Genomic DNA, 24588 nt, shown 5'->3' on the forward strand with positions numbered 1-24588 from the left:
AAGCCCGATGCGCAGCCTGCCCGTCTTCCCCGACCTCCGCGCCTTCCTCGCCCATCTGGCGACGGCGGGCGATCTGGCGCGGATCGGCCAGCCGGTCGACACAAGGCACGAAATGACGGCGGTGCAGCTGGCCGCCTTGCGGGAAAAAGGCCCGGTTCTGCGCTTCGACGCGGCGATTGCAGGGGGTCAGCGGGCGAAGATGCCCGTCATCGCCAACCTCTTCGGCACGCCGGAACGGGTCGCCGCCGGGCTGGGGCTGACCCCGGACGAGGTTCCCGCCTTCGGCGATTTCCTCGCCGCCCTGCGCAGCCCGGCCCCGGTCGAGGGGATGCGCGACGCCTTGTCGCGCTGGCCGGTGCTGAAGGCCGCGCTGCAAAGCCGCCCGAAGCTTGTCCGCAAGGCCCCGGCGCAGGAGGTGACGGCCCCGCTGGACCTCTCGCTTCTGCCGGTGCAGACCCCCTGGCCCGAGGATGCCGGGCCGCTGATCACCTGGCCGGTCGTCGTCACCCGCCCGCAGGGGTCGGACCCCGCGCAGCTGTCGCGCTACAACCTTGGCGTCTACCGGGCGCAGGTGCTTGGCCCCGACCGGCTGATCCTGCGCTGGCTCGCCCATCGCGGCGGCGCGGCGCATCACCGCAGCTGGCAGCGGGCGGGCCAGCCGATGCCGGTCGCCATCGCGCTTGGCGCCGATCCGGCGACGCTCCTTTCCGCCGCGCTGCCCTTGCCGGAGACGGTGTCGGAACTCGCCTTCTCCGGCGTCCTGCGCGGCGCGCGGGCCGAAGTGGTGGCGGCCAAGACCGTGCCGCTCTTGGTCCCCGCCACTGCCGAGATCGTGCTGGAAGGCTGGGTCCACCCCGGCGAGACTGCCCCCGAAGGCCCGTTCGGCGACCATACCGGCTATTACAACGCGGTCGAACCCTTCCCCGTGATGCGCCTGACCGCGATCACCCATCGCCGCGATCCGCTGTATCTGACCACCGTCACCGGCCGCCCGCCCGATGAACCCTCGGTCATCGGCGAGGTGTTCAACACGCTGGCCCTGCCGGTGATCCGCGCCCAGATACCGGAAGTCACCGACCTCTGGCTGCCCCCCGCCGCCTGTTCCTACCGGATGGCCGTGGTGCAGATCGACAAGCGCTATCCCGGTCAGGCGCGGCGGGTGATGCTGGCGCTCTGGGGGATGCTGGCGCAGTTCAGCTACACCAAGACCATCGTCGTCGTCGACCGCGACATCGACCCGCGCAATTGGGACGACATCGCCTGGGCGATGGCCACGCGGATGGACCCGGCGCGCGACGTGATGGTGCTGGACGGCACGCCGATGGACTACCTCGACTTCGCCTCCCCGCGCGAGGGGCTGGCGGGCAAGCTGGGGATCGACGCGACCACCAAGCTGGGGGCGGAGACCATGCGCGAGTGGGGCCGCGTCATGGCGCTGGACCCGGCGCATGAGGCCCGCGCGGTGGAAATCTTGCGCGGGGCGATCCCATGACGGCACGGGTCGTTCTGGGTGTTTCCGGGGCCTCCGGCGCGGCGTTGGCGCTGGATTGCGCACGGGCCTTGCGGGCGGCAGGCGCCGTGGTGGAACTGGTCCTGTCCGCCATGGCGGAACGCACGCTGGCGCTGGAGATCGGCCCCGCCGCGCGGGGCGAGCTGGTCAACCTCGCCGACCGCCTGCACCCGGTGGTCGACCTGGGTGCCGCCATCGCCTCTGGCTCCTTCCCGGCGCAGGGCATGATCGTCGCCCCCTGTTCGATGCGCAGCCTTGCCGCCATCGCACATGGGCTGGACGACACCCTTCTCACCCGCGCGGCCTCGGTCCAGCTGAAGGAACGCCGCCCGCTGGTCCTCCTCGCCCGCGAGGCCCCGCTGACCCTGGCGCATCTGCGCAACATGACCGCCGTGACCGAGATGGGGGCCGTCGTGCTGCCCCCGGTCCCTGCCTTCTACCTGCGCCCCGAAACCACCGCAGAGATCACCGCCCAGATCGCCGCCCGCGCGGTCGACCTTCTTCACATCGCAACCCCCCGGGCCCGCGCCTGGGACCCAACCGAAGGACCTGCCCCATGACCGAGCTTTCCCCCCAGTCCAATGTCGGCGACATCGCCTCAACCCTGCCCGGAGCTGCGGAAGTGTTCCGCCAGAACGGGATCAGCTTCTGCTGCGGCGGGAAACTGTCGCTTGCCGAGGCGGCGGCAGGGCAAGGGCTGGACGTCGCGCCGCTGCTCGACGCCCTCCGTGCGCTGGAGGACGGCGCCGCCCGCACCGCGCCGGAGGAGACGCTGCCGCTGATCGACCATATCCTGACCCGCTACCACGCCACCCACCGCACCGAACTCGACTGGCTGATCCCGCTGGCCGAGAAGGTGGAGATGGTCCACGGCGACCATGAAGAGGCTCCGCTGGGCCTGACCGAAGTGCTGGTCGCGCTGCGGGATGATCTGGAAAGCCACATGGCGAAAGAGGAACAGGTGCTGTTCCCGATGATGCGGCAGGGCGGGCATCCGATGATCCGCCACCCGATCGGCGCGATGCGGCACGAGCATGATACCACGACGGACCTTCTGCGCGGGATCGAGCATGCGACGCATGGCCTGGCCCTGCCGGTCGGGGCCTGCCGGTCCTGGACCGCGCTCTATACGGGGCTGGAGAAGTTCACCGGCGATGTGGTGGCGCATATCCATCTGGAGAACACGGTGCTCTTCCCGCGCTTCGAGACCGCCGCCTGAGGTGGGCCTCTGGCGCGCGCCGCACCTGCCGTTGTTCCTGCTGGCATCGGTCTGGGCGGCGCTGGTGCCCTTGGTCTGGCTCTTACCGGGCCTCACCTGCGACCCGGTCGCCTGGCACCGGCAGGAACTGGTGCTGGGCTTCGCCGGGGCGGCGATGGGGGGATACCTTCTGTCCGCCCTGCCGCACTGGCTGAAGCTCGCCGGGGGAGAGGGCGAGGGCATCTCGCCCCGCGGGACGATGGCGCTGGTGCTGGCCTGGGTCATCGGACGGGCGACTGGCGGCGCCTGCCAGCCGGACGGTTTGGCGCTGGTCGGGCAGGCGCTCTATCCCCTGGGGCTGGCGTTGGGACTGGTCGTGCCGGTCCTGCGGGCGCGGGTCTGGAGGCGCCTGCCCATCGCGCTCGCGCCGCTTCTCCTGCTGCTGATCGGGCTGCGGCTCCGGCTCGCGTCCGACAGTCTGACGGCGGTGCTGGGCATGGCGCTGCTCGTCGCGCTGGTCGGCGGCCGGATCGTCCCGGCCTTCCTGCTGGCGCGGACCGGCGACCGCTCCGGTCGTGGCGCACTGCCTTTGGGCGCAAGGCTGGCGGATGGGGCCTTGGGTCTGGCGCTGGTTCTGCATCTGTCGGGGGTGACGGAATCTCTGGTCGGCGGCGTGACGCTGGCCGCTGCGCTGGGTCAGGGCCTGCGGATGAAGGATTGGGCGCTGGCCCCGGCGCTGCGGGGGCATGGCGACCTCGCGCTTCTGGTTCTGGCCTGGCTCTGGTTGCCGCTGGGGCTGGCGATGCTGGGCCTCGGGCTGACGGGAGCGGCGGCGCTGCCGGTCGCCACGCTGACCCATGCGCTGACGATGGGGCTGATGGGCAGCATGGTGCTGGCGGTGATGGCCCGCGCCTGGATGGGTCGCGCGCCGGGACGACTGGTCGCGGGGCGGGCGACCATCGCCGCCTTCGCGATCCTGCAGCTGGCCACGCTCTCGCGGCTGGCCCTGTCCGAAGCCGGCCCGGCGGTCGTGCTGCCCTGGCTCTGCGCCTGGGGCATCATGGCCGGGCAATGCGCGCGGGCCAGCCTCCGTCCGGTGCCGCACCCGGTCTTCAGCGCCCGGCGCAAGCCCTGATCCGGGCGACCGATCCACCGAAAACGACCGGCAGAGGTCTTTCCCGGCGGGACGGGACGGGCGCTGGCGGCCAGACTGACCGAAGCGTCCAATGGTTCGGAGACAGACATGCCCCTTGGCTTCATCGGCACCGGAACCATGACCGCCGCAATGGTCGCGGGGCTGGGCGGTGAGGACATCCTCCTTTCGCCGCGCGGGGCAGAGGTCGCCGCCGGTCTGGCGCGGCGCTTTCCGGGGCTGAGGGTCGCCGCCGACAATCAGGCGGTGGTCGACGGCTGCGAGATGGTGGTGCTTGCCGTCCGCCCGCAGGTGGCCGAGGCGGTGATCCGCTCCTTGCGCTTCCGGTCAGGGCAGAAGGTGGTCAGCCTGATCGCCGCCACCCCGATCGCCAGCTTGCGCGACTGGATCGGGCTTGACCTGCCGGTCATCCGCGCCATCCCCCTGCCCTTCGTCGCCGACCGCGCCTCGGTGACGCCGATCTTCCCGCCCGACGCCGATACCGCCGCCCTGTTCGACCGCCTCGGCACCGCGCTCCCCTGCCGCGACATCGCCGAGTTCGACCTTTTCGCCGTGGGATCGGCGCTGATGGGCAGCTATTTCGGCATTCTCGAAACCGCGCAGGGCTGGCTTGAGGCGCAGGGACTGGGCGATACCGCCGCGCGGGCCTACCTCGCCGCGCTCTTCGCCAACCTCGGCAAGGTCGCGGTGGACAGTCCCGACACCTTCGCCACCCTGCGCGACGGCCATTCCACCCCCGGCGGACTGAACGAACAGATCTTCCGCGACTTCGCCGCCGGGGGCGGGACCGCCGCCCTCACCGCCGCGCTGGACCGGGTGCTGGCCCGCGTGCGGGGCCGCGCCGGATGACCCCGCTTCTCCCCGAACCCGACCTGCCCTCGGGCGCCGAGCTTCTGGCCGAAGGCCGCGCGCTGGCCCGCACCTGGACGCTCGGCCCCTCGGCCTTCCTGCGCCATGTCGGCGCGGCCAGCGAATACGGCTTCAAGCTGGCGCAGATGGCGAAGTCCCGCGTCATGCAGCACGCCCAGATCGGCTTCCGCGACCCCGGGAAAAGCCGCCGCGCCTATGCCGAAATCTGGGAAAGCTGTGCCGCCCAAGGTGTGACAGTCGACCGCTACGGCCTCTGTCTCGACTGGTCGATGGCCCTGCCCCGCGCCCGCCGCGCCAAAGCCGAGCGCGGGACCGGCATGATCCTGCCCGGCATCGAGGATTTCACCCGCCTGACCGAAGCCGCCCCCGTCGCCGCGCATTTCGGCGATTTCGTGCTGGGCTTCCCGGCGGCGGTGGAAAACACCCAAGCCGCCCTTGCCGCCGGCAGCACCGCGATCGGCAATCTCGGGCAGTATTTCACCTTCCGCATCCCCGGCCATGACGACGACATCGAGGCCACCGCCCAGACCGTCCGCGCCCTGGGGCTGATCGCGGCGCAGCCGGTGCCGATCCTGGTGCAGTCGAACCTGGACGACGGCTTTGCCGCGCAGTTCACCGACCTTGCCTCCTGCCTTGGCATGGTGCTGCTGGAACGCCACATCGTCACCGGACTGATCGGCCCGCCGGTCGGCCATTGCTACGGCCACCACTTCTCGGACCCCCTCTCGCGGCTGGCCTTCCAGCGCGCGCTGGCGCAGGTGGGCGCCGCGCCAGGGACGATGATCTACGGCAACACCACCGCCTATCGCGGCCGTCCGGCGGCGAATTTCGCCAGCCTCTCCAACTATCTTCTGGTCGACGCGGCGGGGCAGATCGGCCAGCCCACCGGCCATGCGATCAACGCCGTCCCGGTGACCGAGAACGAGCGCATCCCCGAGATCGAGGAAGTGGTCGAGGCCCAGCTTTTCGCCGGGCGGATGGCAGAACTTGCGCCGGGCTGGCTTGCGCTGATCGACCCCGCCCCGGTCGATGCGATGGCGGCCCGGATCGTCGCCGGAGGGCAGGCTTTTGCCGGGGCCGCACTTGCGGGGCTGGCACGGCTTGGCGTTGACACCGCCTGCCCGTTCCAGCTTCTCCTTGCCCTGCGCCGGATGGGCGCGCGGCGGCTGGAATCGCATTACGGTGCCGGAAGACCCGATCCCGAGGCGCCGGGGGGCAGGCTGCCGATTGCCCCGGCCACCATCCTGTCGGAACTGGCCGAGATGGCCGACCACGCGCTGAAGGGCCACCCCGAAAGCCCGGCCCTGCGCGGCTTGCGGGTGATGGTGGCGACCAGCGACGTGCATGAGCACGGCAAGATGCTGGTCGAGGAAGTCCTCCGCCGTCTGGGCGTCACTGTGCTGGATGGCGGCGTGTCCACCGATCCCGCCGTCCTCGCCGAACGGGTGCGCCGCGATCGCCCCGATGCCGTGGCGATCAGCACCTACAACGGCATCGCGCTGCGCTATTTCCACGCCCTGGGCGCTGCGGGCATCGAGGTTCCGGTCCTGATCGGCGGGCGGCTGAACCAGATCCCCGAAGGCTCGAACTCCAGCCTGCCGGTCGACGTGGGCGCGGATCTGGCACAGGCGGGCGCGCTGGTCTGCCGAACCGCAGCCGACCTGGCCCCGGCCTTGCAGTCGCTGACGCGCAGCGCAGGCTGAAAGGCCCCGAGATTCCCCGGACAGGTCGGGAAACCTGTGCTTGGAATTGTCCCGGCTTGGGCTAAGCTGGGGCATCACGACCTTGCGGGGTCATTTCCTGATGAATTGCAACGCGCCATTGCCCAACCGCCGCATTTTGCGGCTTCACGCCGAGAATGCGGCTTTCGTCGCGGCTCAGCTGCGGTTGGGTCTGGATGGGCCGAACTTTCGCCTGGTCGAGATCTTCGATCTGGAATCCCGCCTGGCCGGGAACCTTGATGCACTGGTCATGGGGCGCGAGGCCGGGGTGGAGCTGGCGCTGGAGACGCTTGCCATCGCGGCGGAATACGGCGAGGTCTTCAGCGCCTTCCACCTTCTGTTGCACGCGCGTGCCGACCTGTCCCTCGCCGACCTTGCCCCGCCCGAGGTGCTGCTCTGGGATCAGGTCGCGGCGCTTGGCGCGGCGGCGGCCTGGTGTGCTCCGGCGCTGATGGCGGCGCGGATGCGCGACTGGATCGCCGGGCGCGACCCGATGGCTGCCTGGATCGCGCTGGAGGTTTGTGCGCAGCGGCGGATCGACCCGAAGGGCCATCTTGGCCCGCTGCTCGCCCACCGCGATCCACGCGTCGCGGCCCGCGCCATGCGGCTGGCCGGGGAACTCGGTCGGGTGGACCTTGCGCCCGACCTTGCCCGGCGGGCCGATGGCGGCGACCCCGACCTGCGTTTCTGGGCCGCCTGGGCTGCTGCCCTGTTGGGCGACCGCCGCAGCGCGCCTGCGATCCTGTCCCAGCACGTCACCCCGGTAACCCCCGCTTCGCAGGCGCGGATGGTGGCCGAACTGCTGCCGCTGGTGCTGGACGACCGCTCCGCCCGGGCCGCCATCGCGCGGCTGATGTCCGACCGGCTGACCGAGCGCTGGGGCGTCGTCGCGACCGGGGCTCTGGGCGCGGCGGATACGCTCGACTGGCTGCTGCGCCAGATGGCCGAGCCGGTGCTGTCGCGCATCGCGGGGGCTGCCTTCTGCCGGATCACCGGCGCACGGCTCAGCGCCGAATCGCTGGAACTGGCCGAATTTCCCGACGACCCCGACGATCCGGTGGTCGCCGCGTGCCCGATGGAAAGCTTCATCGAGGCCAAGCTCTACTGGCCCGACCCGGACAAGCTTTCCCGCTGGCTGGCCCCGAACCGCGCCCGCTTCGTCGCCGGGACGCGCTCTCTGCTGGGCGTCGCCGCCTGGACGATCCAGCCCCCCATCGAGGCGACGGCGACCTACCAGCTTGACCAGCGCGCCGTGGCGCTGGAACTTGCCACCCGCACCCCCGATGCAGCCCTGCCGAACTGGCGCGGCGCGGTGGTGCCCCAGCCCAGGGGCTTTACCCGCCGATGGTAGGCCCGGCGCGATATTGGGGGCGGGCATGAGGCTGGAGAACACCACGCCTTTCGCCAGCAATTTCACCCTCGCGCTGGACAAGCAGGGGCACGAGGTGATCGTGCTGGTGGTCCGCGCCACCTTCACCCTGTCGCCCCGGCGCGGCGAACCCAGCCTTGTCGCGACCGAGCAACTGCCCCTGATCGAGGCCGATGTCTTCGGCCCCGACCCCGCCTGGGACGCCCCGGTCTTGGAAACCGACTTCGCCCATTTCCGCCCGCGCTGCGACGTGCTGGCCCAGGCCCGCGCCCATGCTCCCGGGGGCGAACCCGCAACCAGCGTGGACGTCGGCATCCGCCTTGGCCAGTGGGCCAAGAAGTTCACCGCCCACGGCAGCCGCATCTGGCTGCGCGGCGCGGCGGGCCACATGCCCTCCGAGAAACGCCCCTTCCTGGTGCAGGACATCGGCTATGACCACGCCTATGGCGGCATCGACCCCGAGGCGGAAAACCCGGCACTGGCGAAAAGCTACGGGCAGAACCCCGCAGGCCTTGGCTACTACCCCAATTCCGTGAACCGCGAGGGCAAGCCCCTGGCCCAGACCTCGGAATTCGGCCAGGACGCCACCTCTCCCGACGGCGGCTTCCCCCCGATGGCCTTCGGCCCCCTCGGCCGCACCTGGCTGCCCCGCCGCCAGTACGCGGGCACCTATGACGACGCCTGGCTCGACAACCGCGTGCCCCTTTTGCCGATGGACTTCGACGACCGCTACTTCCAGGCCTCGGCCCCCGACCAGCAGATCCCCTACCCCACCGGCGGCGAGCCCGTGGAACTCGTCAACCTCTCGCCCGAAGGCCGCCTCTCCGGCCAGATCCCCCGCACCCAGATCGTCGTCACCTTCGAACGCAAGTCCGGCCGCATCACCCAGCGCATCGCCAACCTCGACACCGTGCTCTTCCTGCCCGACATGGCCCGCATGTGCCTGACCTGGCGCACCCGCATCACCGCCGAGCGCGACCTCTTCGAATTCGCCCGCGCCATCGTCGTCGAACGCCCGCTCGACGGCGCAACCCACTGGCCGGGGGGTGCCCATGTCTGAGAAAGGCATCGCCCCCGGCCTTTCGGTCATCGGCTACGGCATCTGGTCCGCGCTCGGCCCCGACGGCCCCTCGACCATCGCCGGCATCCGCGGCCAGATCATCGGATCGGAAACCGGCAACCTCTGGGACCCGACCGTTGGCGCCAACCTCAACTGCTTCCGCGTCGCCGCGCATCAGTGGTGGGAGGGACCCACCTTCCTCCCCGATCTCGCCACGCCCCCCATCGAGGAATGCCTGGCCCAGGTCGCCACCCTGCCGGACCCCCTGCGCCGCCCGGCAGGCGACATCCCCATCCTGGTGACCGTCGCGCCACCGGATCGCCCCGGCCGCCCCGGCGACCTGGAAACCCGCATGCTCGACGGCCTCGCCCGCAAGCTGGGCCGCCCGCTGCCCCCCGGCTCGGGCGTGATCGGCGGCGGACGGTCGGGCCTGCCGCATCTCCTCGCCACCGCCGCACGGCAATCCGCCCGCTACCCCGTGCAGATCCTTGTCGGCGTCGAAAGCCTGCTGCGCCAGGTCATCGTCGAGCACTACATCGCGAGGGGCCGCCTCCTCTGCGGCGCCAACACGTCGGGCTTCACCCTGGGCGAGGCCGCCTCCGCCATCCTCGTCGCCCGCACCGGCACCTCGCAGGGGCCGGAACTGGCGATCACCGGCATGGGCACCGGCATCGAGCCCAGCCGCGACGGCGGCGCGCGCGAACAGGCGGTGACGGGCGAGGGCCTGACCCAGGCGATCCGCGCCGCGCTGGCGGTGACGGGGATTCCGTTCTATGATTTCCCGGCATTGATCGGTGACCTGAACGGCGAGCATTTCAAGTTCAAGGAACAGATGATGGCCCAGATGCGCCTTGACCGCGTCCCGCCCGAAGGCCATTCCCGCCGCCCGCGCGGCTATCTGGAACACTGGAACCTGATCGAATACGCCGGCGAGATCGGCGCCGCCCTGATGCCCGCGCAACTGGCCTGGGCTTTCGAGATGGGCCGCGCCGGGTTGCTGCCGCAGAACCGCGCCCTGTGCTTCGCGGGCGAGGACGACGGCCGCCGCGTGGCCCTGACGGCCGAGATGCGGGGGCTGTCATGAGCGTCTTCGCCAATGGTCTGGGCGTTTCCGGCAAGGCCGCCGCGAACAAGACACTGGCCGCCATGCCCGACGTCTGCCTCTCGCCGCCGCCGCCCCCTGCAGGGCCGGTGCCGATCCCCTACCCGAATTTCGGCAATGCCTCGGATACCACCGACGGCTGCACCAGCGTCTTCGTCCTCGGCAAGGAGGCAGGAAAGAAGAACGCCTCGAAATATTCCAAGATCACCGGTGACGAACCCGCCACCCGCAGCTTCGGCGCCAGCGTCGTCACCCACAACATTACCGGCCCGCTGAAGTTCGAGGCCTATTCCTTCGACGTGATCTTCGAAGGCGGCGGGGCGGAACGCTTCACCGACCTCACCTCGACCAACCATGCCAATCCCGGCAGCGGCTTCTCGATCAGCATCGAAAAACCCAGCGTCGACATGATCGACGCCCGCAGCCCCTGTGAGGGGCTGAAGGCCGCGAACGACAATGTCCGCGAAAAGGTGAAGGCCGCCAGCAAAAGCCGCAAGGCCACGCCGAACCAGCGCGACAAGCTGAAGGATTTCGACGAATCGGGAACCGTGTCCCATGCACTGTTCAAGCCCGCCTCCGGCCCTTCCAGTGTCGTCGCGGGAACCTCCAGCAAGCTCTTGCGCCGAAAAAGCGGCGGCTATTTCGCCGAAGCGAAGAAGTCGACCAAGAAACAGCGCCAGGCCAACAGGATTCCGCAACCGATCTGCGAGGGTGAGCCACCGCACAATCACTCGGACGGCGGTTTCTACGGCCACAGCGAGCCCTGCATCTTCAAGGAAATCGCGCCGGTGTCCAAATGGGGCAAGCTGACGATGGCGATCGACTGGCACCCGCGGCTTCAGGATGGGTCGACCGGCCCGCCCAGCACCGAGGCCTGCGCGCATTGCAAGAAGGTGATCCAGTCCGCGTGCAAATGCATGAAGATCAGGCTCTGCAATGCTGACGGCACGACGCGCGACGGCTGCAAGCAATCGGAAGAGGGAGTGTAGCCATGTTCTCCGCCATCCGGTTCCTGCCCAAGATCACGCCGATGAGCCCGGCGGATTTCTCGGCCCTGCCCTGGAACGGGGCCACCGCGCATATCGGTCCGGTGGGCCAGGTCACACCGCTGTTTGAGGCGCTGCTGAAAAAGACCAACTGCGCGCTGTACATGATCTACCTCGGCTGCGTCGGGCTCTGCCATCAGCGGACCGCCTCGGTCTTCGACCAGAAGCTGAACCTTCTCCTGATGGAACAGATCTTCGCCTACCAGTTCGACGGGCGCTATCCCAAGACCTTCGGCATCACCATCGACGATGTCGAGGACACCACCGACAAGACCCGCGCTGTCCGCCGCTCCATCGCCTTCTTCTTCTTCGAGTTGCTGGAGCGGGCGCCAGGCGGGTTCCTATCGGAACGGCCGATCATGGACATCGCCCATATGATCCACCTGACCCGGCATCTCTGCGGCACGTCGAACGCGGAAACCGTGGACGGCTGGTTGCGTGCGATGATCGAGCGGCTGAACGTCATCGCACCGTCGCTGGTGGATCATTCCCCCTACATCTATGACTACCCCGACCGCGAAAGCTGGGCGGCGGCCACCGCCGAAACCCACGGCACGCCGCTGCCGCTGGAAGTGCTCGACCCGCGCCTTGGCCTTTCGGGACTGGATCTTGTGGCACGGGCCACCGCCGAACTGGCCGAGATCGACCCGCAGCAAAACCAGCTTCTTGTGCCACCCGCCACGCTTCTGGCCGAAGGCTTCGCGGGCAGGCCCTATGGTCGGGACCGCTGACGATGCAGATCGTTCCGCCAGGCCATTTCGACGCGGCGGGCTATCCGGGCTTTGCCTGGGACGAGCACGACCTCTGGCCCTATTTCTACTTCCTCCCCGCCCCGCTGCACGACCGCCTGCTGGAAATCACCCCCAACGCCTGTCTTGCCCTCGCCATCGGGTCGGCGCAATGGATTCTGGCGCGGATGGCCCCGCTGGATGCGGACCGGCCAGCGCGCGACTTCGTTCAGGCGATGTGGGCCGACATGGCTCCCGACTGGCGCTGTCAGCGCTATGCACCCGAGGACGAGGACTATGCCGGGCCGGTGCGCGGGCCGATGATCATGGCGATGTCGATCCTTTATGACGTGCTGGAGCGGATCGGCGAAAACCCGGTAATCGCCGACCGCGCCACCTGGATGCACAATCTGGCGCAGCATGTGCTGGATGGCGATGCCGCTTATGAGACCTGGTTCCAGCAGGCACTGGCGCGACTGGAACGCTGGCACGGCTGGCAGGTCGAAGGCGGTCGGGTGCCCGATCTGTTCGCCCCGGCCTTTCCCCGTGGCGGCCCGGTCGCGTTCGAGGTGCTGGTGCCGGGAATGCCCTATGACCGGCAGCATGCGCCCGAGCTTCTGGACCGACTGATCCAGTGGGAACGCCGCATGGGCAACCCCTTCATCCTTGGGCCCTGGGAATTCGGCATCGACGACCCGGACGAGGATGACGACCACGACCACGCGCATGGGTTTCCGGTTCCGCATTGAGCGGTTTCGGGCTGCGGTCAGATCTTAAGAAATCATTACTGAAAAATATCAACCTACTGATTTTAAATATGTTTCAAAATCTGTCCACTGTGGACACCCGCCCTCAGTTCAGCTGCACGCTTGCCCCCTGCACCCGGTTCGGCCCATCCGACCGGCTCAGGACCTGGGTCCCCCGGATCGTCACCCGCCCATCCGCCGTCATCGTGATCGACGCCCTCCCGCAGCGCAGCGTCACCTCGCGGCGGGCCTCGATGACCAGCCTCTCCCCGTCCGCCTCGACCTCGGGCGCGGGAGGCTGGACCAGCCCCAGGATCAGCGGCTCGTCCCCCATCATCGTGACCGCCGCCAGCCTCCCGACCGAAGCCGCCGGAACGGGCACCAGCGACTGGGCAATCAGGCTCGTCTCACCAAGAGAGGGAACCCGCACCTCCGCGCGACCGTCGGGGGTGAGGGCGATGATCTCGGCCCGGTGGACGCCCTGCAGGCCGAGGAAAGTTCCGTCATGCATCGCCACTCTCCCTATTCGAATTCATAGCCGAACCCGGCGTCCGAGCCCGTCACCGTGACCCGCGTCAGGTCGGCCCCCTCCAGTTTCCGGTTCAGGACCTGGCGGCTGAGTTCCGGCAGGAGCGTGTTGGTCAGGATCGCGTCGATCATCCGTCCCCCGCTTTCGATTTCCGTGCAGCGGGCCTTGATCGTGTCCATCACGCCTTCGCCGATCACCAGTTCCGCGCCGTGCCCCGCCTCCAGCCGCCGGGCGATGCCGCGCAGCTTGTGGCCGGCGATGGCCTCGATCATCTGGTCGGAGAGCGGGTAGTAGGGGATCGTCACCACCCGGCCCAGAAGCGCGGCGGGGAAGACCTTGAGAAGCGGCGCGCGGAGGGAGGCGGTCAGGTCATCGAGGTCTGCCTCCGTCTTGCCGTCCTCGGTCATAGCCATGATCTCTTCCGATCCGACGTTGGAGGTCAGCAGGATCAGCGTGTGCTTGAAGTCGATCCGGCGGCCCTCGCTGTCGTCCATCATTCCCTTGTCGAAGACCTGGAAGAAAATCTCGTGCACGTCCGGGTGGGCCTTTTCCACCTCATCCAGCAGGATCACCGAATAGGGGCGGCGGCGGACGGCTTCGGTCAGGATGCCGCCCTTGCCGTAGCCGACATAGCCGGGCGGCGCGCCTTTCAGGGTGGAGACGGTGTGCGCCTCCTGGAACTCGGACATGTTGATCGAGATCAGGTTCTGCTCGCCGCCATACAGGGTTTCGGCCAGGGCCAGCGCGGTCTCGGTCTTGCCGACGCCGGAGGGGCCGCAGAGCATGAAGACGCCGATGGGTTTCTCCGGCGCGCCGAGGCCCGCGTAGGAGGTCTGGATGCGGTTCGCGATCATCCCCATCGCGTGATCCTGCCCGACCACCCGTTCCGAGAGCGTCCCGGCCAGTTGCAGGGCACGTTCAGTCTGGCTGGCGAGCATCCGGCCCATCGGGATGCCGGTCCAGTCCTGGACGATGGCCCCGACAGCCAGGCGGTCGACGGCGGGAAGGATCAGGGGCCGTTCGCCCTGGGCCTCGGCGAGGGCGGCCATCTTCGCGCGGAGGGTCGTCAGCATTTCGGCACGGGCTTCGGGGGTCAGGGCCTCGGGCTCGGCGGTGTCCTCGCTGGCCTCGGGCGGAGTTTCCCCCGTCACCCCGGTTTCGTCCACCGGCTGACCCGCGCCCCGCAGGGTGGCGCGGAGGGAGAGGACTTCGTCGACCAGAGCTTTCTCGGCCTCCCACCTCGCCTTGGCGGCGTCGAGTTCGGTGGTCGCCTTGGCAAGCGCCGTCTCCACCTCGGCCTTGCGCTCGCGGACCTCGATCCCGATGGCCTCTTCGCGGGAGATGATTCCCTGTTCCACCTCCAGCGCGGACAGGCGGCGCTCGATGTCCTCCACCTCGGCCGGGGTGGCGTGCTGCGAGACGGCGACGCGGGCGCAGGCGGTGTCCAGAAGACTGATCGCCTTGTCCGGCAGCTGGCGCGAGGGGATGTAGCGGTGCGAGAGCGTCACCGCGGCCTCAATGGCCTCGTCCAGGATTTCGACCTTGTGGTGCTTCTCCAGCACCCCGGCCACGCCGCGCAGCATTCTCACAGCCGCGTCCTCGGCGGGCTCCTCGACCTTCACCACCTGGAAGCGGCGGGTCAGGGCGGGGTCTTTCTCGATATGCTCCTTGTATTCCGACCAGGTGGTCGCGGCGACGGTGCGGAGTTCGCCGCGCGCAAGCGCCGGTTTCAGCAGATTGGCGGCATCGCCGGTGCCCGCAGCGCCCCCGGCGCCGATCAGGGTATGGGCCTCGTCGATGAAGAGGATGATCGGCTTTTCCGACGACTGCACCTCGTCGATCACCTGTTTCAGCCGCTTCTCGAATTCGCCCTTCACCGAAGCCCCGGCCTGCATCAGGCCCACGTCCAGCATGTGCAGGTCGACCGCCTTCAGCTGCGGCGGCACGTCGCCGCGCGCCAGCCGCAGGGCGAAGCCCTCGACCACGGCGGTCTTGCCGACCCCGGCCTCGCCGGTGAGGATCGGGTTGTTCTGGCGGCGGCGCATCAGGATGTCGATGATCTGGCGGATTTCCGGGTCGCGGCCAATCACCGGGTCGATCTTGCCCGCCCGCGCCCGTTCGGTGAGGTTGGTCGCATACTGGTCCAGCGCCGACTTGCCGCCGGGGGCCTGCTTCGTCTTCGGGGCCTCGCCTTCGGGCTTGGCACCCTCGATGGACTCGACCAGCAGGTCGCCCAGCTGCCCGGCCATCGAGGCCGGGTCGATCTTGTCAAATTCCAGGCTGATCTTGAACAGCAGCCCCTCCAGCACCGGGATTTTGAGCGCGCCGAGCAGAATGTAGGCCGAGCGCACGGTATCGTCGCCGAACTCCAGGCTGCCAAACGTCCAGCCCTCCTGGATGGCGCGGAAGATGTGGTCGGAGAATTCCTCGACCGAGCCCGCGCCGTGGGGAAGCGCATCTACCGCGCGGGTGATGTCGGCGGCCAGGCGCGAGATGTCGACCCCGGCGGACGCGCAGAGGATTTCGAAATCGGACCTTGCGGACTGGGACAGCGCCTCGATGAAATGGACCAGCTCGACGTAAGGATTGCCGCGCGTCTTGGCCGTCTGCGCTGCGGCGGAGAACGCCTTCAGGCAGACAGGGTTCAGCTTCCCGACCAGCTCTTTGCGCTTGATCGTTTCGGTGCCACCGCGTGGGGCCATAATCCTTCCCCCTTGCCGATTTTGAATATGCTTGCTCATCATGCCGGAAAGACGCAGGCTTTCCGCAAGGTCACTCTAGTCCGGAAATTTTCGCATGGCGACTATTTTGCTGACACGCCCGGTGATGGAATCCGGACCCCGGTCGGCTGTGGGGTGACGGAATGATCGGTCCGCTTCCCGGTGACATCTTCCGCCAGGGCCAGGTGCTGAACCACACCTACGAGATCGAGGGGGTTCTGGGACGTGGCGGCACGGGAGAGGTCTACCGGGCGCGCAACCAGATTTCCGGGCGGGTGGTGGCGATCAAGGCCCTGAACGCGCAGTTTTCCGGCAATGACGATTACATCCAGCTGATGCGCCGCGAAGAACAGATGCGCGACGTGCTGAACGATGCGGTCGTGCGCTACACCGAATGTTCGCGCACGGAGGCAGGCCATGTCTTCCTGGTGATGGATTTCATCGACGGGCCGTCGATGAGCGATGTGATGCAGCGCCGCCGGATGGACCCGCGCGAGTTGATGATCATCGCGCACCGGGTGGCCGAGGGGTTGGTCGCAGCCCATGCCAGGGGGATCGTCCACCGCGACCTGTCGCCCGACAACGTGGTCTTGCGCGACGGGGCGGCGGAGAAGGCGACGATCATCGACTTCGGCATCGCCAAGGACACCTCGACCGGGGCGAAGACCATCGTCGGGAACGAGTTTGCCGGGAAATACGAATATGCGGCGCCGGAGCAGCTGGAAGGGCGGGCGGAGAAACGGTCGGACCTCTATGCCCTGGGGGCGACCTTGCTGGCGGCCTTCCGGGGGCAGGTGCCGTTCGGGGGCTCCACGCCGGGGGAAATCGTCCGACGCAAGCAGAACCGGCTGGATACCGAAGGCGTGCCGGAGCCGCTGAAGGGGCTGGTCGACTGGCTGGCCGCCCCTGCCTTGGCCGACCGTGCGCCGAGTGCCGAGGCAGTGGTTGCCAGGTTGAACCAGACGCTGAAGCCGGTTTCGGCGCGCGGCGGGCGGGCCGCGCCTCCGACGGGCGGGCAGGAGCGCAGGAGTGGCAGGGGCAGGACGCTGGCCCTGCTTCTGGTCCTCGTGCTGGGGTTGGTCGGGGGCGGTGCCTGGTACACCGGGCTGGTGGAAAGCTGGCTCCACCCCATTCCGGTCGCCTCTCCCTACAAGCTTGCGGCCAGCTTCGGCCCGGATGGCGCTCAGCTTACGGGCAACGCGCCGGATGCCGAGGCGGCGCAGCGCCTGGGTCTGGCTTTCACCGCCGCCACCGGGGCGACAGCGCCCAAGGATGCCCTGAGCATGGCGCAGGGCGTGCCGAATGCGCAGTGGGTCGGGAACCTTGCCGATTTGCTGGGCCTGATGCAGGGCCTGACCGAATGGTCGATAGTGGTGACGGACGGCTCCGTTGTCTTCGACGGGATCGCGACCACCCGCGATCAATTCGACCAGAAGCGCGCAGCGCTGCAGGACTGGGCGAAGCGGACGGGGATGAAGCTCGACATCGGGATGAAAGTCGGCCCGCGCGCCCTGCAGGGCCAGGCGGTGCTGGATGCCCTTGCCCCCTTCGCCCGGTGCGGACCGCTGACGCCGGACAAGGGCGCCTTGCAGGTCTACGAGCTTGGTGAAACCATCGTCGTCACCGGCGCGATGGACTCGGTCGAGGCCCGCGATGCGCTGCAGGCCGCGCTGGACGCAATGATCGGCGACCGCTCGGTCCGGCTGGATGTGACGATTCTCAATCCCGACCTCTGCACCGTGCGCAAGGTGCTGCCTCCGGTCGGCGCGGGCGATGCGCTGATCTGGTTCGGCGACGGCGCGACCGGCGAGGTCAACCTGTCCGGCATCTTCCACGCGGGCGACAATCCGGTGGTCGAGTTGCATGTGCCCGGCGACCTGACAGGCCTGTCGCTTTGGGTGCTGGTGGTCGACAACACCAACCAGGTTTTCAGCTTGCTGCCGAACGAGAGGCAGCCCGAACACGACATTCAGGGCCTTGGCACCGTGGTCGACGGCATCCGGCGGGTTCGCGTCCTTTCCAGCCTCGATGACATCAAGACCGGCAAGGGCCTGTATTCGATCACCGTCGATCCGACGAATTTCGGCAAGTCCGAGATCATCGCGATCCTGTCGAAGACCTCGCTGTTCGGGACGCGACTGCCGGCGACCCTGTCGGTCGGCGGGCTGGCGGACGAGCTTGCGGGCATCATCGCGAAAGAGCCGGGGAACATCGTGTCAATCGCCTCGCGGGTCATCGATGCAAGACCTTGACTTTAGGTCAGGTGGTGCAAGACTTGCGGGATAGAATTCGTTTTTCGTGTGTTTTGACTGAAGGCTTTGGACCGAGATGGACCTTGAACCGTTCATGGTTCCGATGGCGGACGGTGCCTCGGGATCGGAACTGCGCAACGACCCGCGTTTCCACGCCGTCGAGCGGCTGTTGGAGCCTGCCGCGCGCAGCTTTCGGCTGGAAAACGTCAGGACGGGCGGAACCGGCGGCGTGGCGATCGACTGGCCGGAAATCCTGTCGCAGTCGGTCGATCTTGCCGCGGCGGGCCGCGACATCCGGCTTCTGGTGATCGTCGCCCGCGCGCTGGCCAATGCCGAGGGATTCGACGGGATGCGGCAGGGGCTTGGTCTTCTGGCGTCGACGGTCGATCAGCACTGGGACACCGTGCATCCGGTTCTGCGCGAAGCGGCTTCCCCACGCGAGGCCGCGACGCGGCGGATCAATGCGCTGTTCCAGCTTGAGAATGCAGACAACGGACTTCTGTGCGACCTGGAGTTCACCACTGTCCTGTCGCCGCGCGGCATTGGTCCGGTCACGGTCGGCGACCTGTGCGCCGGGGGGCTGACCCGCAACCAGGCACAGGCGGAACTGCCCTCGGGCCTGGGCGACAAGGAGGTGGCCGAGCTCTTGTCCCGCCACGAGACCCGGGCAAGCCGCGTGACCGCCGCCTGTCGCGCCGAGGCCATCGAGCGACCCGAGGACCTGGCCGCGCTGATCGGAGTGATCGAGGCGACCCGGAGCGCCCTTGCCGGGCTGGAATCGGCGCTGACCGCGCGCGTGGGCGAAAATGGCGTCGGCGTGAAATTCAAGGAACTGGACAAGGCCCTGGCCCGTGCCTTGGCCCCGCTGACCGCCGCCCAGTCGCAAGCAACCCCCGGCGCTGCCGCATCCGAGGTGATCGCAATGGCCGAACCCTCAACCCCCGCGCCCGCGCTGAACGGCGCGCATCCGTCGCCGGCAGCCGCCGGAGGCATCCCCGGCGCGGTCAATTCGCGCCGGGACGTGGAACGCTGCCTGGACATGATCATCGACTTTTACGAACGCACCGAGCCCTCCAGCCCGATCCCCCACCTTGCGCGGCGGATGCGGAAGATGGTGCCGATGAATTTTCTGCAACTGATGGAAGAGATCGCCCCGAGCGGAATGAAGGAATTCAAGAACGTCGCCGGTGTGGACGACAAGAAATCGGCCCCGCAATAGGCCGCACGACAGTCAGGAGAGGTCTGAGACATGGCAAGTGAAAGCAAGGCAAAGGTGATCGAACGCAACCGCGCCCCGCGGGTGCAGATCGCCTATGACGTCGAACACTACGGCAGCCCGACCACCATCGAACTTCCCTTCGTCATGGGCGTCATGGCCGATCTTGCGGGCAAATCCGAAACGAAAGAGGCGACGAAGCCGGTCAACGAACGCAGCTTCGTCGATGTGGACGCGGGCCGTTTCGGCAAGTTCATGGAGGCGCTGGCGCCCCGGGTGAAGGCCCGGGTGCCGAACCGCCTGCCCGCAAAGGACGGCGCTGCCGACGAGGAGATGTTCGTCGACCTGTCGTTCAAGCACATGTCGGACTTTACCCCCGACAAGGTGGCCGAACAGGTCCCCGCGCTGGCCGAACTGCTGAAGATGCGCCGCCAGCTGGAGGAGCTGCTGGGCTACATGGACGGCAAGGTGAACGCCGAGAAGCGGATCGCCCAGCTGCTGCAGAATGAACCCCTGCTGATGCAGGTCGCCGACGAAGCCACGAAGAAGGAGGGCTGAGCGATGGCCGAACAGGAAAAGCAAGGCACCGCCGCCGCCGAAGCCCAGGCCATCGACCTGGGGGAATTCAGCGACCTTCTGGAAAAGGATTTCCGCGTCAAGGACGACGAAAGCCAGAAGCTGCAGAAGCTGGTGCAGAACCTTGCGCTGGCGGCCACCGAACGGTCGGGCACGGCGACGATTTCCGGCAATGCGGTGAAGTCGATCAAGAACCTGATCGCAGGCATCGACAGCCTGCTCACCACCCAGATGAACGAGATCATGCACGCCCCCGAAGTGCGCGAGATCGAGGGCACCTGGCGCGGGCTGCACTACCTGGTCAACAACACCGAGACCGACCAGAAACTGAAGATCCGGGTGATGAACATCACCAAGACCCAGTTGGCCGACCAGCTGGAGGACTTCGAAGGCCAGATGTGGGACCAGTCTCCCATGTTCAAGCGGCTCTACACCGACGAATACTCGATGTTCGGCGGCGAGCCCTTCGGCGCGATCATCGGGGCCTATGAATTCAGCCACCACCCGCGCGACGTGGGCCTTCTGCGCAGCATGTCGGGCATCTGCGCCAGTGCGCATGCGCCGTTCATCGCAGCCGCCGCTCCGCAGTTGTTCCGCATGCAAAGCTGGCAGGAACTGCCGAACCCGCAGGATCTGCAGCAGATCGTCTCCTCGCCCGACTATGCCAGCTGGCAGTCGCTGCGGGAATCCGAGGACGCGCGCTATATCGGCCTGGCGATGCCGCGCGTCCTGGCCCGCCTGCCCTACGGCGCGGCGACGATCCCGGTGAAAGGCTTCGCCTTCGAGGAAGAGCTTGACGGCAAGCACGACCACTACGTCTGGATGAACGCCGCCTTCGCGATGGGCGTGAACATCAACCGCAGCCACAAGCTGTATGGCTGGGGCAGCCAGATCCGCGGCGTGGAATCGGGGGGCTCGGTCATCAACCTGCCGGTGCACAGCTTTCCGACCGACGATGGGTCGATCGCGATGAAATGCCCGACCGAGATCGCCATCGACGACCGGCGCGAGGCGGAGCTGGCGAAGCTGGGCTTCATGCCGATCCTGCACCGCAAGAACACCGACATCGCAGCCTTCATCGGCGCGCATTCCCTGCAGGACGACGAGGCGCGTGCCGGCCGGCTGGTCGACCCCGACGCCCAGGCCAACGAGCGGCTGTCGGCGAACCTGCCCTATCTCTTCCCGGTCAGCCGGTTCGCGCACTACCTGAAGGCGATGGCGCGCGACAAGGTGGGGACGTTCAAGGAACGGGCCGACATGCAGGTCTGGCTGTCGGAATGGATCAACCGCTATGTGCTGTCGAACACGGCGATGGCGGATGACAAGGCCAAGGCGAAACGCCCGCTGGCCAAAGCCGAGGTGCAGGTCGATTCCGTCGAAGGGCGCCCCGGATATTACAACGCGCGCTTCTACCTGCGCCCGCATTACCAACTTGAGGGCATCAACGCGAGCTTGCGCCTGGTGTCCGAGCTTCCTTCCGTGAAGAGCAAGTGAACTTCTTGATGTTTCAACCAATTCGCAGATGAAAGGGTAAGGCTATGGCTGTTTCCGGCTATATGAAGATCGAAGAAATCCCTGGTGAAAGTGGCCGCAAGGACCACGAAGGCGAAATTTCCATCGCGTCGCTGTCCTGGGGGGCGACACGCCCGATGGTCAACACGCCCGGCGTGGGCCGCAGCACCGGCATGGCGAACGTGACTTCGCTGATGGTGTCGAAATACTATGACAAGTCGTCGCCCTATCTTGCCCAGGCGGTGCTGATCGCGACTGCCTTCCCCGAGATCGTCGTCACCCTGCGCAAGGATTCCGGCGAGACGCACCTTGACTACCTGACGGTCACGCTCAGCGACTGCATGATCGAAAGCTACAACTTCTCGGGCGCAAGCGAGGTGGAGACCCCGCCGATGGAATCGATCTCGATCGTCTTCAACAAGATGAAGGTGCTCTACATCGAGCAGGCGAGCGACCACTCGGCGGGCGGCGAGCACGAATTCGAATATGACCTTGTTGCCGGTGCCTGAACGCGGGCGCGGGCGGCGATTGCAGGAAGGCAGGACAGGTGGCTGATCCGATCCTTCAATCCCGGACCGAGGCGGTCCAGCCCAGCCTGTGGGACCGCCTCGTCGACGACCTGCCCGGCATCGTGTCCGAGACCGACCGCCAGCGCGCCGACCTTGCGGCACGGATCGGCGCCGGGAAGGTCGAGGCCGTGCTGGCGGGCGGGCCGCGCAGCGTGGAGGCCGACGAGGATTTCGACCCCGACACCCGGCGCGACCTGCATCTGTTCCTGACCCGGATGGCGCGCCGCGCCTTCCTGGAAGAACGCGGCATCGTCGTGAACGCCGCCGTGCTGCGCGAAGCCGTGCGCCGCGACATCGAGGCACTGTTCAATGTCGAGCGCTTCGAATCCGGTCTGCAACTGACCGATCTGGAGCAGAAGGGGTTCGAGACGCCACAGGACATCATCGCCGACTTTCCCCATGTCCGCCGCTCGGTCCTGAACTATGGCGTTCCGTCCTTTTCCGGTCGCGCTGTTTCGGACTTCGACCTTGCCGCGCTGGCGAAAGAGCTGCGCGAGGTGATCGCCGTCTTCGAGCCCCGGCTGAAGCGCGACACGATCCGGGTCAAGGTGGCGCAAGGCGACCGCACGGGGATGCGGATCGAGGTGGATGCGATGCTGATGCTGTCGCCCGTGCCGGAGCGGCTGCGGCTGTCCACCATGATCGACCTCGACAACGGGCGCGCCACCACGGCGGTGGAGGAGGCGTGATGGACCGCAATTTCCTCGCCTATTACGAAGAGGAACTTGCCCATGTGCGCGAGCTTGCGACCGAGTTTTCCGCCCTGCACCCGACGGTCGCGCGCAACCTGTCGCTGGATGCGGTGCCCTGCCCCGATCCTTACGTCGAACGCCTGCTGGAAGGCGTGGCCTACCTGGCCGCCCGGACCCGGCTGAAGGTCGATGCCGAAAGCAGCCGCTATGTGCGGAACCTGCTGGACGAGCTGTATCCCGACCTCGTCTGCCCCGCGCCCGCGATGACGATGGCGGTCCTGCATCCCGGCCCGCAGGTGCAGACCATGCTCGACGGCCATGTCGTCCGGCGCGGCACCCGCTGCGTCGCCGCCTACCGCGAAGGGATCGCCACCCGCGCGACCTATGCCACGGCGCAGGACCTGACTCTCTGGCCGGTGGCGGTGGAGAAGGTCGACTACCTGCAGGACAAGGGCGCGATGAACGCCGCCGGGCTGGATCGGGCGGATGCCGAGGCGGCGGTCCGCTTCACGCTGACCCGCGTCGGGCCGGGGTCGCTGGCGGAACTTTCCCTCGACCGGCTGGACCTGTGGTTCGTCGGCGGCTCGCGCGGGGGGGCAATCTTCGACGCGCTCCACGGGCACGGCTCTGCCGCCATCGCCCGCGCGCCGAAGGGCATGGCCCAGCCGCTGACCGGCCCCGCGCTCGTCGGCGTGATCGACGGCGAAGGGTTGCTGCCCCGCGTCCGCCCGTCCTTCGAGGGCTACCGCTTGTTGCGGGAATATTTCCTGATGCCCGACCGCTTCCACTACCTGCGCCTCGATGGGCTGAACCCCACGCTGCGCGCCTGCACCTCCGGGCCTTGCGAGGTCGTGGTCTACCTCGACGCCGCCCGCCCGGAGATTTCCGATATTTCGGCCAAGGACTTTCGCCTCTTCGTCACGCCGCTGGTCAACCTGTTCGAGAAGGAATGCAACGTCATCGAGATCGACGGCCGGTCCGCCGCCCATGTCGTCCATGCCGACCGCACCCGCCCGCGCGATTTCGAGATCTATCGCCTGCAACGGGTGGAGGATGCCGATTCGGACGGTCCCGATGCCACGGTCGAACCGCTCTATTCAGTCGGCCAGCACCGCGGGTCGGGCCTGGTCTACACCACCGAACGCCGCCCGCGCCGCCCCGGCGAGGATGAAATCCGGCGCGGCCAGACCCGGACCAGCTATGCGGGCGATGACCTGTTCCTGTCGATCGCCCGGCCCGCCGACGTGACCGTGACCAAGGCGGTCCGTCGGCTGGACATCCGCGCGCTTTGCACCAACCGCGACCTGCCGATCCTGGACGACAGCCCCAAGCTCAGCCTGGAAACCGGCGACCCCGTCGGTCGGATCGAGCTGATCGCCCCCTTCCGCCGCCCCCGCGCCTCGGTCGCGTCCGCCCTGCCGAACATCGTCTCGGGCGGGGAGAGCCAGCTTGACGACCTGGCCTGGCGGCTGGTGGCGCAACTGTCGCTGAACCACCTGTCGCTGGCCGAACCGGGGCAGGACGCCGAGCCTTTGCGCGCCATGCTGGACCTTTACGCCGGGCGGGGCGATCCGGCGCTGGCCCGGCACGCGCGATCCGTCACCCGCGTCCGGTCGCGGCAGGTGGTGGAACGTCTGGGCATCCCCGGCCCGATCTGCTTCGGCCACGGGGTCGAGATCACGCTGGACGTGGACGAGACCACGATGGCCGGGGGCTCGACGCTTCTTCTTTGCGCGCTGCTGAACCAGCTTTTCGCCCGCCACGCCGCGATCAACTCGTTCGTGCGCACGAAAACCCATCTCATGCAAAGACAGGAGGACGTGTCGTGGCCGATGACGCCGGGCAACCGCGCCCTGATCTGAGCGGGGATCTCGCGACCCCCGAAAGCATGGGCTTTTTCGAGCTGCTGCGCAGGCTGGAACAGGGGGGCACGCGGTTCGGCCGGGCCGGGGGGCCGTCGCGCGAACCGGCGCGCCTCGGCCAGCGCGCGCGGCTGACCTTTGGCACCCGCGACGTCGC

At 68.0% G+C, this 24588-nt stretch carries 21 protein-coding genes; 19 read left to right on the top strand and 2 right to left on the bottom strand.

What is annotated here, in order from left to right; translation table 11 throughout:
• The first annotated feature begins 7 nt into the window (after positions 1–7).
• The 12 genes from ACE3P6_RS21290 to ACE3P6_RS21345 all read left to right on the top strand — a co-directional run bounded on the left by ACE3P6_RS21290 (position 8) and on the right by ACE3P6_RS21345 (position 12506).
• Positions 8–1492, top strand: a complete 1485-nt coding sequence (locus ACE3P6_RS21290; RefSeq protein ID WP_374398487.1) for a UbiD family decarboxylase — start codon at positions 8–10, stop codon at positions 1490–1492.
• A complete protein-coding gene (locus ACE3P6_RS21295) occupies positions 1489–2070 on the top strand; it encodes a UbiX family flavin prenyltransferase (protein ID WP_374398458.1) in 582 nt (193 codons plus the stop codon). The genes ACE3P6_RS21290 and ACE3P6_RS21295 overlap by 4 nt, the downstream gene beginning before the upstream one ends.
• The gene (ric, locus tag ACE3P6_RS21300; RefSeq protein WP_374398460.1) at positions 2067–2729 is read left to right on the top strand and encodes an iron-sulfur cluster repair di-iron protein; all 663 of its coding nucleotides are present in this window, start codon (positions 2067–2069) and stop codon (positions 2727–2729) included. The genes ACE3P6_RS21295 and ric overlap by 4 nt, the downstream gene beginning before the upstream one ends.
• A gap of 1 nt (position 2730) precedes the next feature.
• Positions 2731–3843, top strand: a complete 1113-nt coding sequence (locus ACE3P6_RS21305; protein ID WP_374398462.1) for an NnrS family protein — start codon at positions 2731–2733, stop codon at positions 3841–3843.
• Between the two features lie 108 nt (positions 3844–3951).
• The gene (locus ACE3P6_RS21310) at positions 3952–4710 is read left to right on the top strand and encodes a pyrroline-5-carboxylate reductase (RefSeq protein WP_374398464.1); all 759 of its coding nucleotides are present in this window, start codon (positions 3952–3954) and stop codon (positions 4708–4710) included.
• Positions 4707–6434, top strand: coding sequence for a B12-binding domain-containing protein (locus ACE3P6_RS21315; protein WP_374398466.1), 1728 nt, complete (start codon positions 4707–4709; stop codon positions 6432–6434). Before ACE3P6_RS21310 ends, ACE3P6_RS21315 begins: the two co-directional genes overlap by 4 nt.
• Positions 6435–6552: 118 nt before the next feature.
• Entirely contained in the window at positions 6553–7803 is a 1251-nt protein-coding gene (locus ACE3P6_RS21320; protein ID WP_374398468.1) for a hypothetical protein, read from the top strand.
• Between the two features lie 25 nt (positions 7804–7828).
• Positions 7829–8881 (top strand): DUF2169 domain-containing protein, encoded by a 1053-nt coding sequence (locus ACE3P6_RS21325; protein WP_374398470.1) that lies wholly within the window; start codon positions 7829–7831, stop codon positions 8879–8881.
• Complete coding sequence (locus ACE3P6_RS21330) at positions 8874–9965, top strand: 3-oxoacyl-ACP synthase (RefSeq protein ID WP_374398472.1); 1092 nt, start codon at positions 8874–8876, stop codon at positions 9963–9965. Before ACE3P6_RS21325 ends, ACE3P6_RS21330 begins: the two co-directional genes overlap by 8 nt.
• Positions 9962–10972: a DUF4150 domain-containing protein gene (locus ACE3P6_RS21335; protein ID WP_374372920.1), complete on the top strand. Its 1011-nt coding sequence runs from the start codon at positions 9962–9964 to the stop codon at positions 10970–10972. The genes ACE3P6_RS21330 and ACE3P6_RS21335 overlap by 4 nt, the downstream gene beginning before the upstream one ends.
• Positions 10973–10974: 2 nt before the next feature.
• Positions 10975–11760, top strand: coding sequence for a hypothetical protein (locus tag ACE3P6_RS21340; protein WP_374398474.1), 786 nt, complete (start codon positions 10975–10977; stop codon positions 11758–11760).
• Between the two features lie 2 nt (positions 11761–11762).
• Complete coding sequence (locus tag ACE3P6_RS21345; protein ID WP_374398476.1) at positions 11763–12506, top strand: hypothetical protein; 744 nt, start codon at positions 11763–11765, stop codon at positions 12504–12506.
• A 103-nt stretch (positions 12507–12609) separates the two neighbouring features.
• Here ACE3P6_RS21345 and ACE3P6_RS21350 read toward each other — a convergent pair whose 3' ends face one another.
• Entirely contained in the window at positions 12610–13014 is a 405-nt protein-coding gene (locus tag ACE3P6_RS21350) for a hypothetical protein (protein ID WP_374398477.1), read from the bottom strand.
• Positions 13015–13025: 11 nt separating this feature from the next.
• Positions 13026–15734, bottom strand: coding sequence for a type VI secretion system ATPase TssH (gene tssH, locus ACE3P6_RS21355; protein ID WP_374398479.1), 2709 nt, complete (start codon positions 15732–15734; stop codon positions 13026–13028).
• Positions 15735–15895: 161 nt separating this feature from the next.
• Here tssH and ACE3P6_RS21360 point away from each other — a divergent pair, with 161 nt between their 5' ends.
• From ACE3P6_RS21360 to tssF, 7 genes are all read left to right on the top strand, one after another.
• Entirely contained in the window at positions 15896–18004 is a 2109-nt protein-coding gene (locus tag ACE3P6_RS21360) for a serine/threonine-protein kinase (RefSeq protein ID WP_374398480.1), read from the top strand.
• A 76-nt stretch (positions 18005–18080) separates the two neighbouring features.
• On the top strand, positions 18081–19223 hold the full coding sequence (locus tag ACE3P6_RS21365) for an ImpA family type VI secretion system protein (protein ID WP_374398482.1): 1143 nt from the start codon (positions 18081–18083) through the stop codon (positions 19221–19223).
• A gap of 30 nt (positions 19224–19253) precedes the next feature.
• Positions 19254–19778, top strand: a complete 525-nt coding sequence (gene tssB / locus ACE3P6_RS21370) for a type VI secretion system contractile sheath small subunit (protein WP_374372904.1) — start codon at positions 19254–19256, stop codon at positions 19776–19778.
• Positions 19779–19781: 3 nt separating this feature from the next.
• On the top strand, positions 19782–21290 hold the full coding sequence (gene tssC, locus ACE3P6_RS21375) for a type VI secretion system contractile sheath large subunit (protein WP_374372902.1): 1509 nt from the start codon (positions 19782–19784) through the stop codon (positions 21288–21290).
• A 44-nt stretch (positions 21291–21334) separates the two neighbouring features.
• Positions 21335–21817 carry an Hcp family type VI secretion system effector gene (locus ACE3P6_RS21380; RefSeq protein ID WP_374398484.1) on the top strand — a complete coding sequence of 161 codons (483 nt, stop codon included), beginning with the start codon at positions 21335–21337 and terminating at the stop codon, positions 21815–21817.
• A gap of 38 nt (positions 21818–21855) precedes the next feature.
• Positions 21856–22566 (top strand): type VI secretion system baseplate subunit TssE, encoded by a 711-nt coding sequence (tssE, locus tag ACE3P6_RS21385; protein WP_374376949.1) that lies wholly within the window; start codon positions 21856–21858, stop codon positions 22564–22566.
• Positions 22566–24431 carry a type VI secretion system baseplate subunit TssF gene (gene tssF / locus ACE3P6_RS21390; RefSeq protein ID WP_374398485.1) on the top strand — a complete coding sequence of 622 codons (1866 nt, stop codon included), beginning with the start codon at positions 22566–22568 and terminating at the stop codon, positions 24429–24431. The genes tssE and tssF overlap by 1 nt, the downstream gene beginning before the upstream one ends.
• Positions 24432–24588 lie beyond the last annotated feature (157 nt).

Source organism: Tabrizicola sp., from assembly GCF_041911175.1.
GTDB lineage: Bacteria > Pseudomonadota > Alphaproteobacteria > Rhodobacterales > Rhodobacteraceae > Tabrizicola.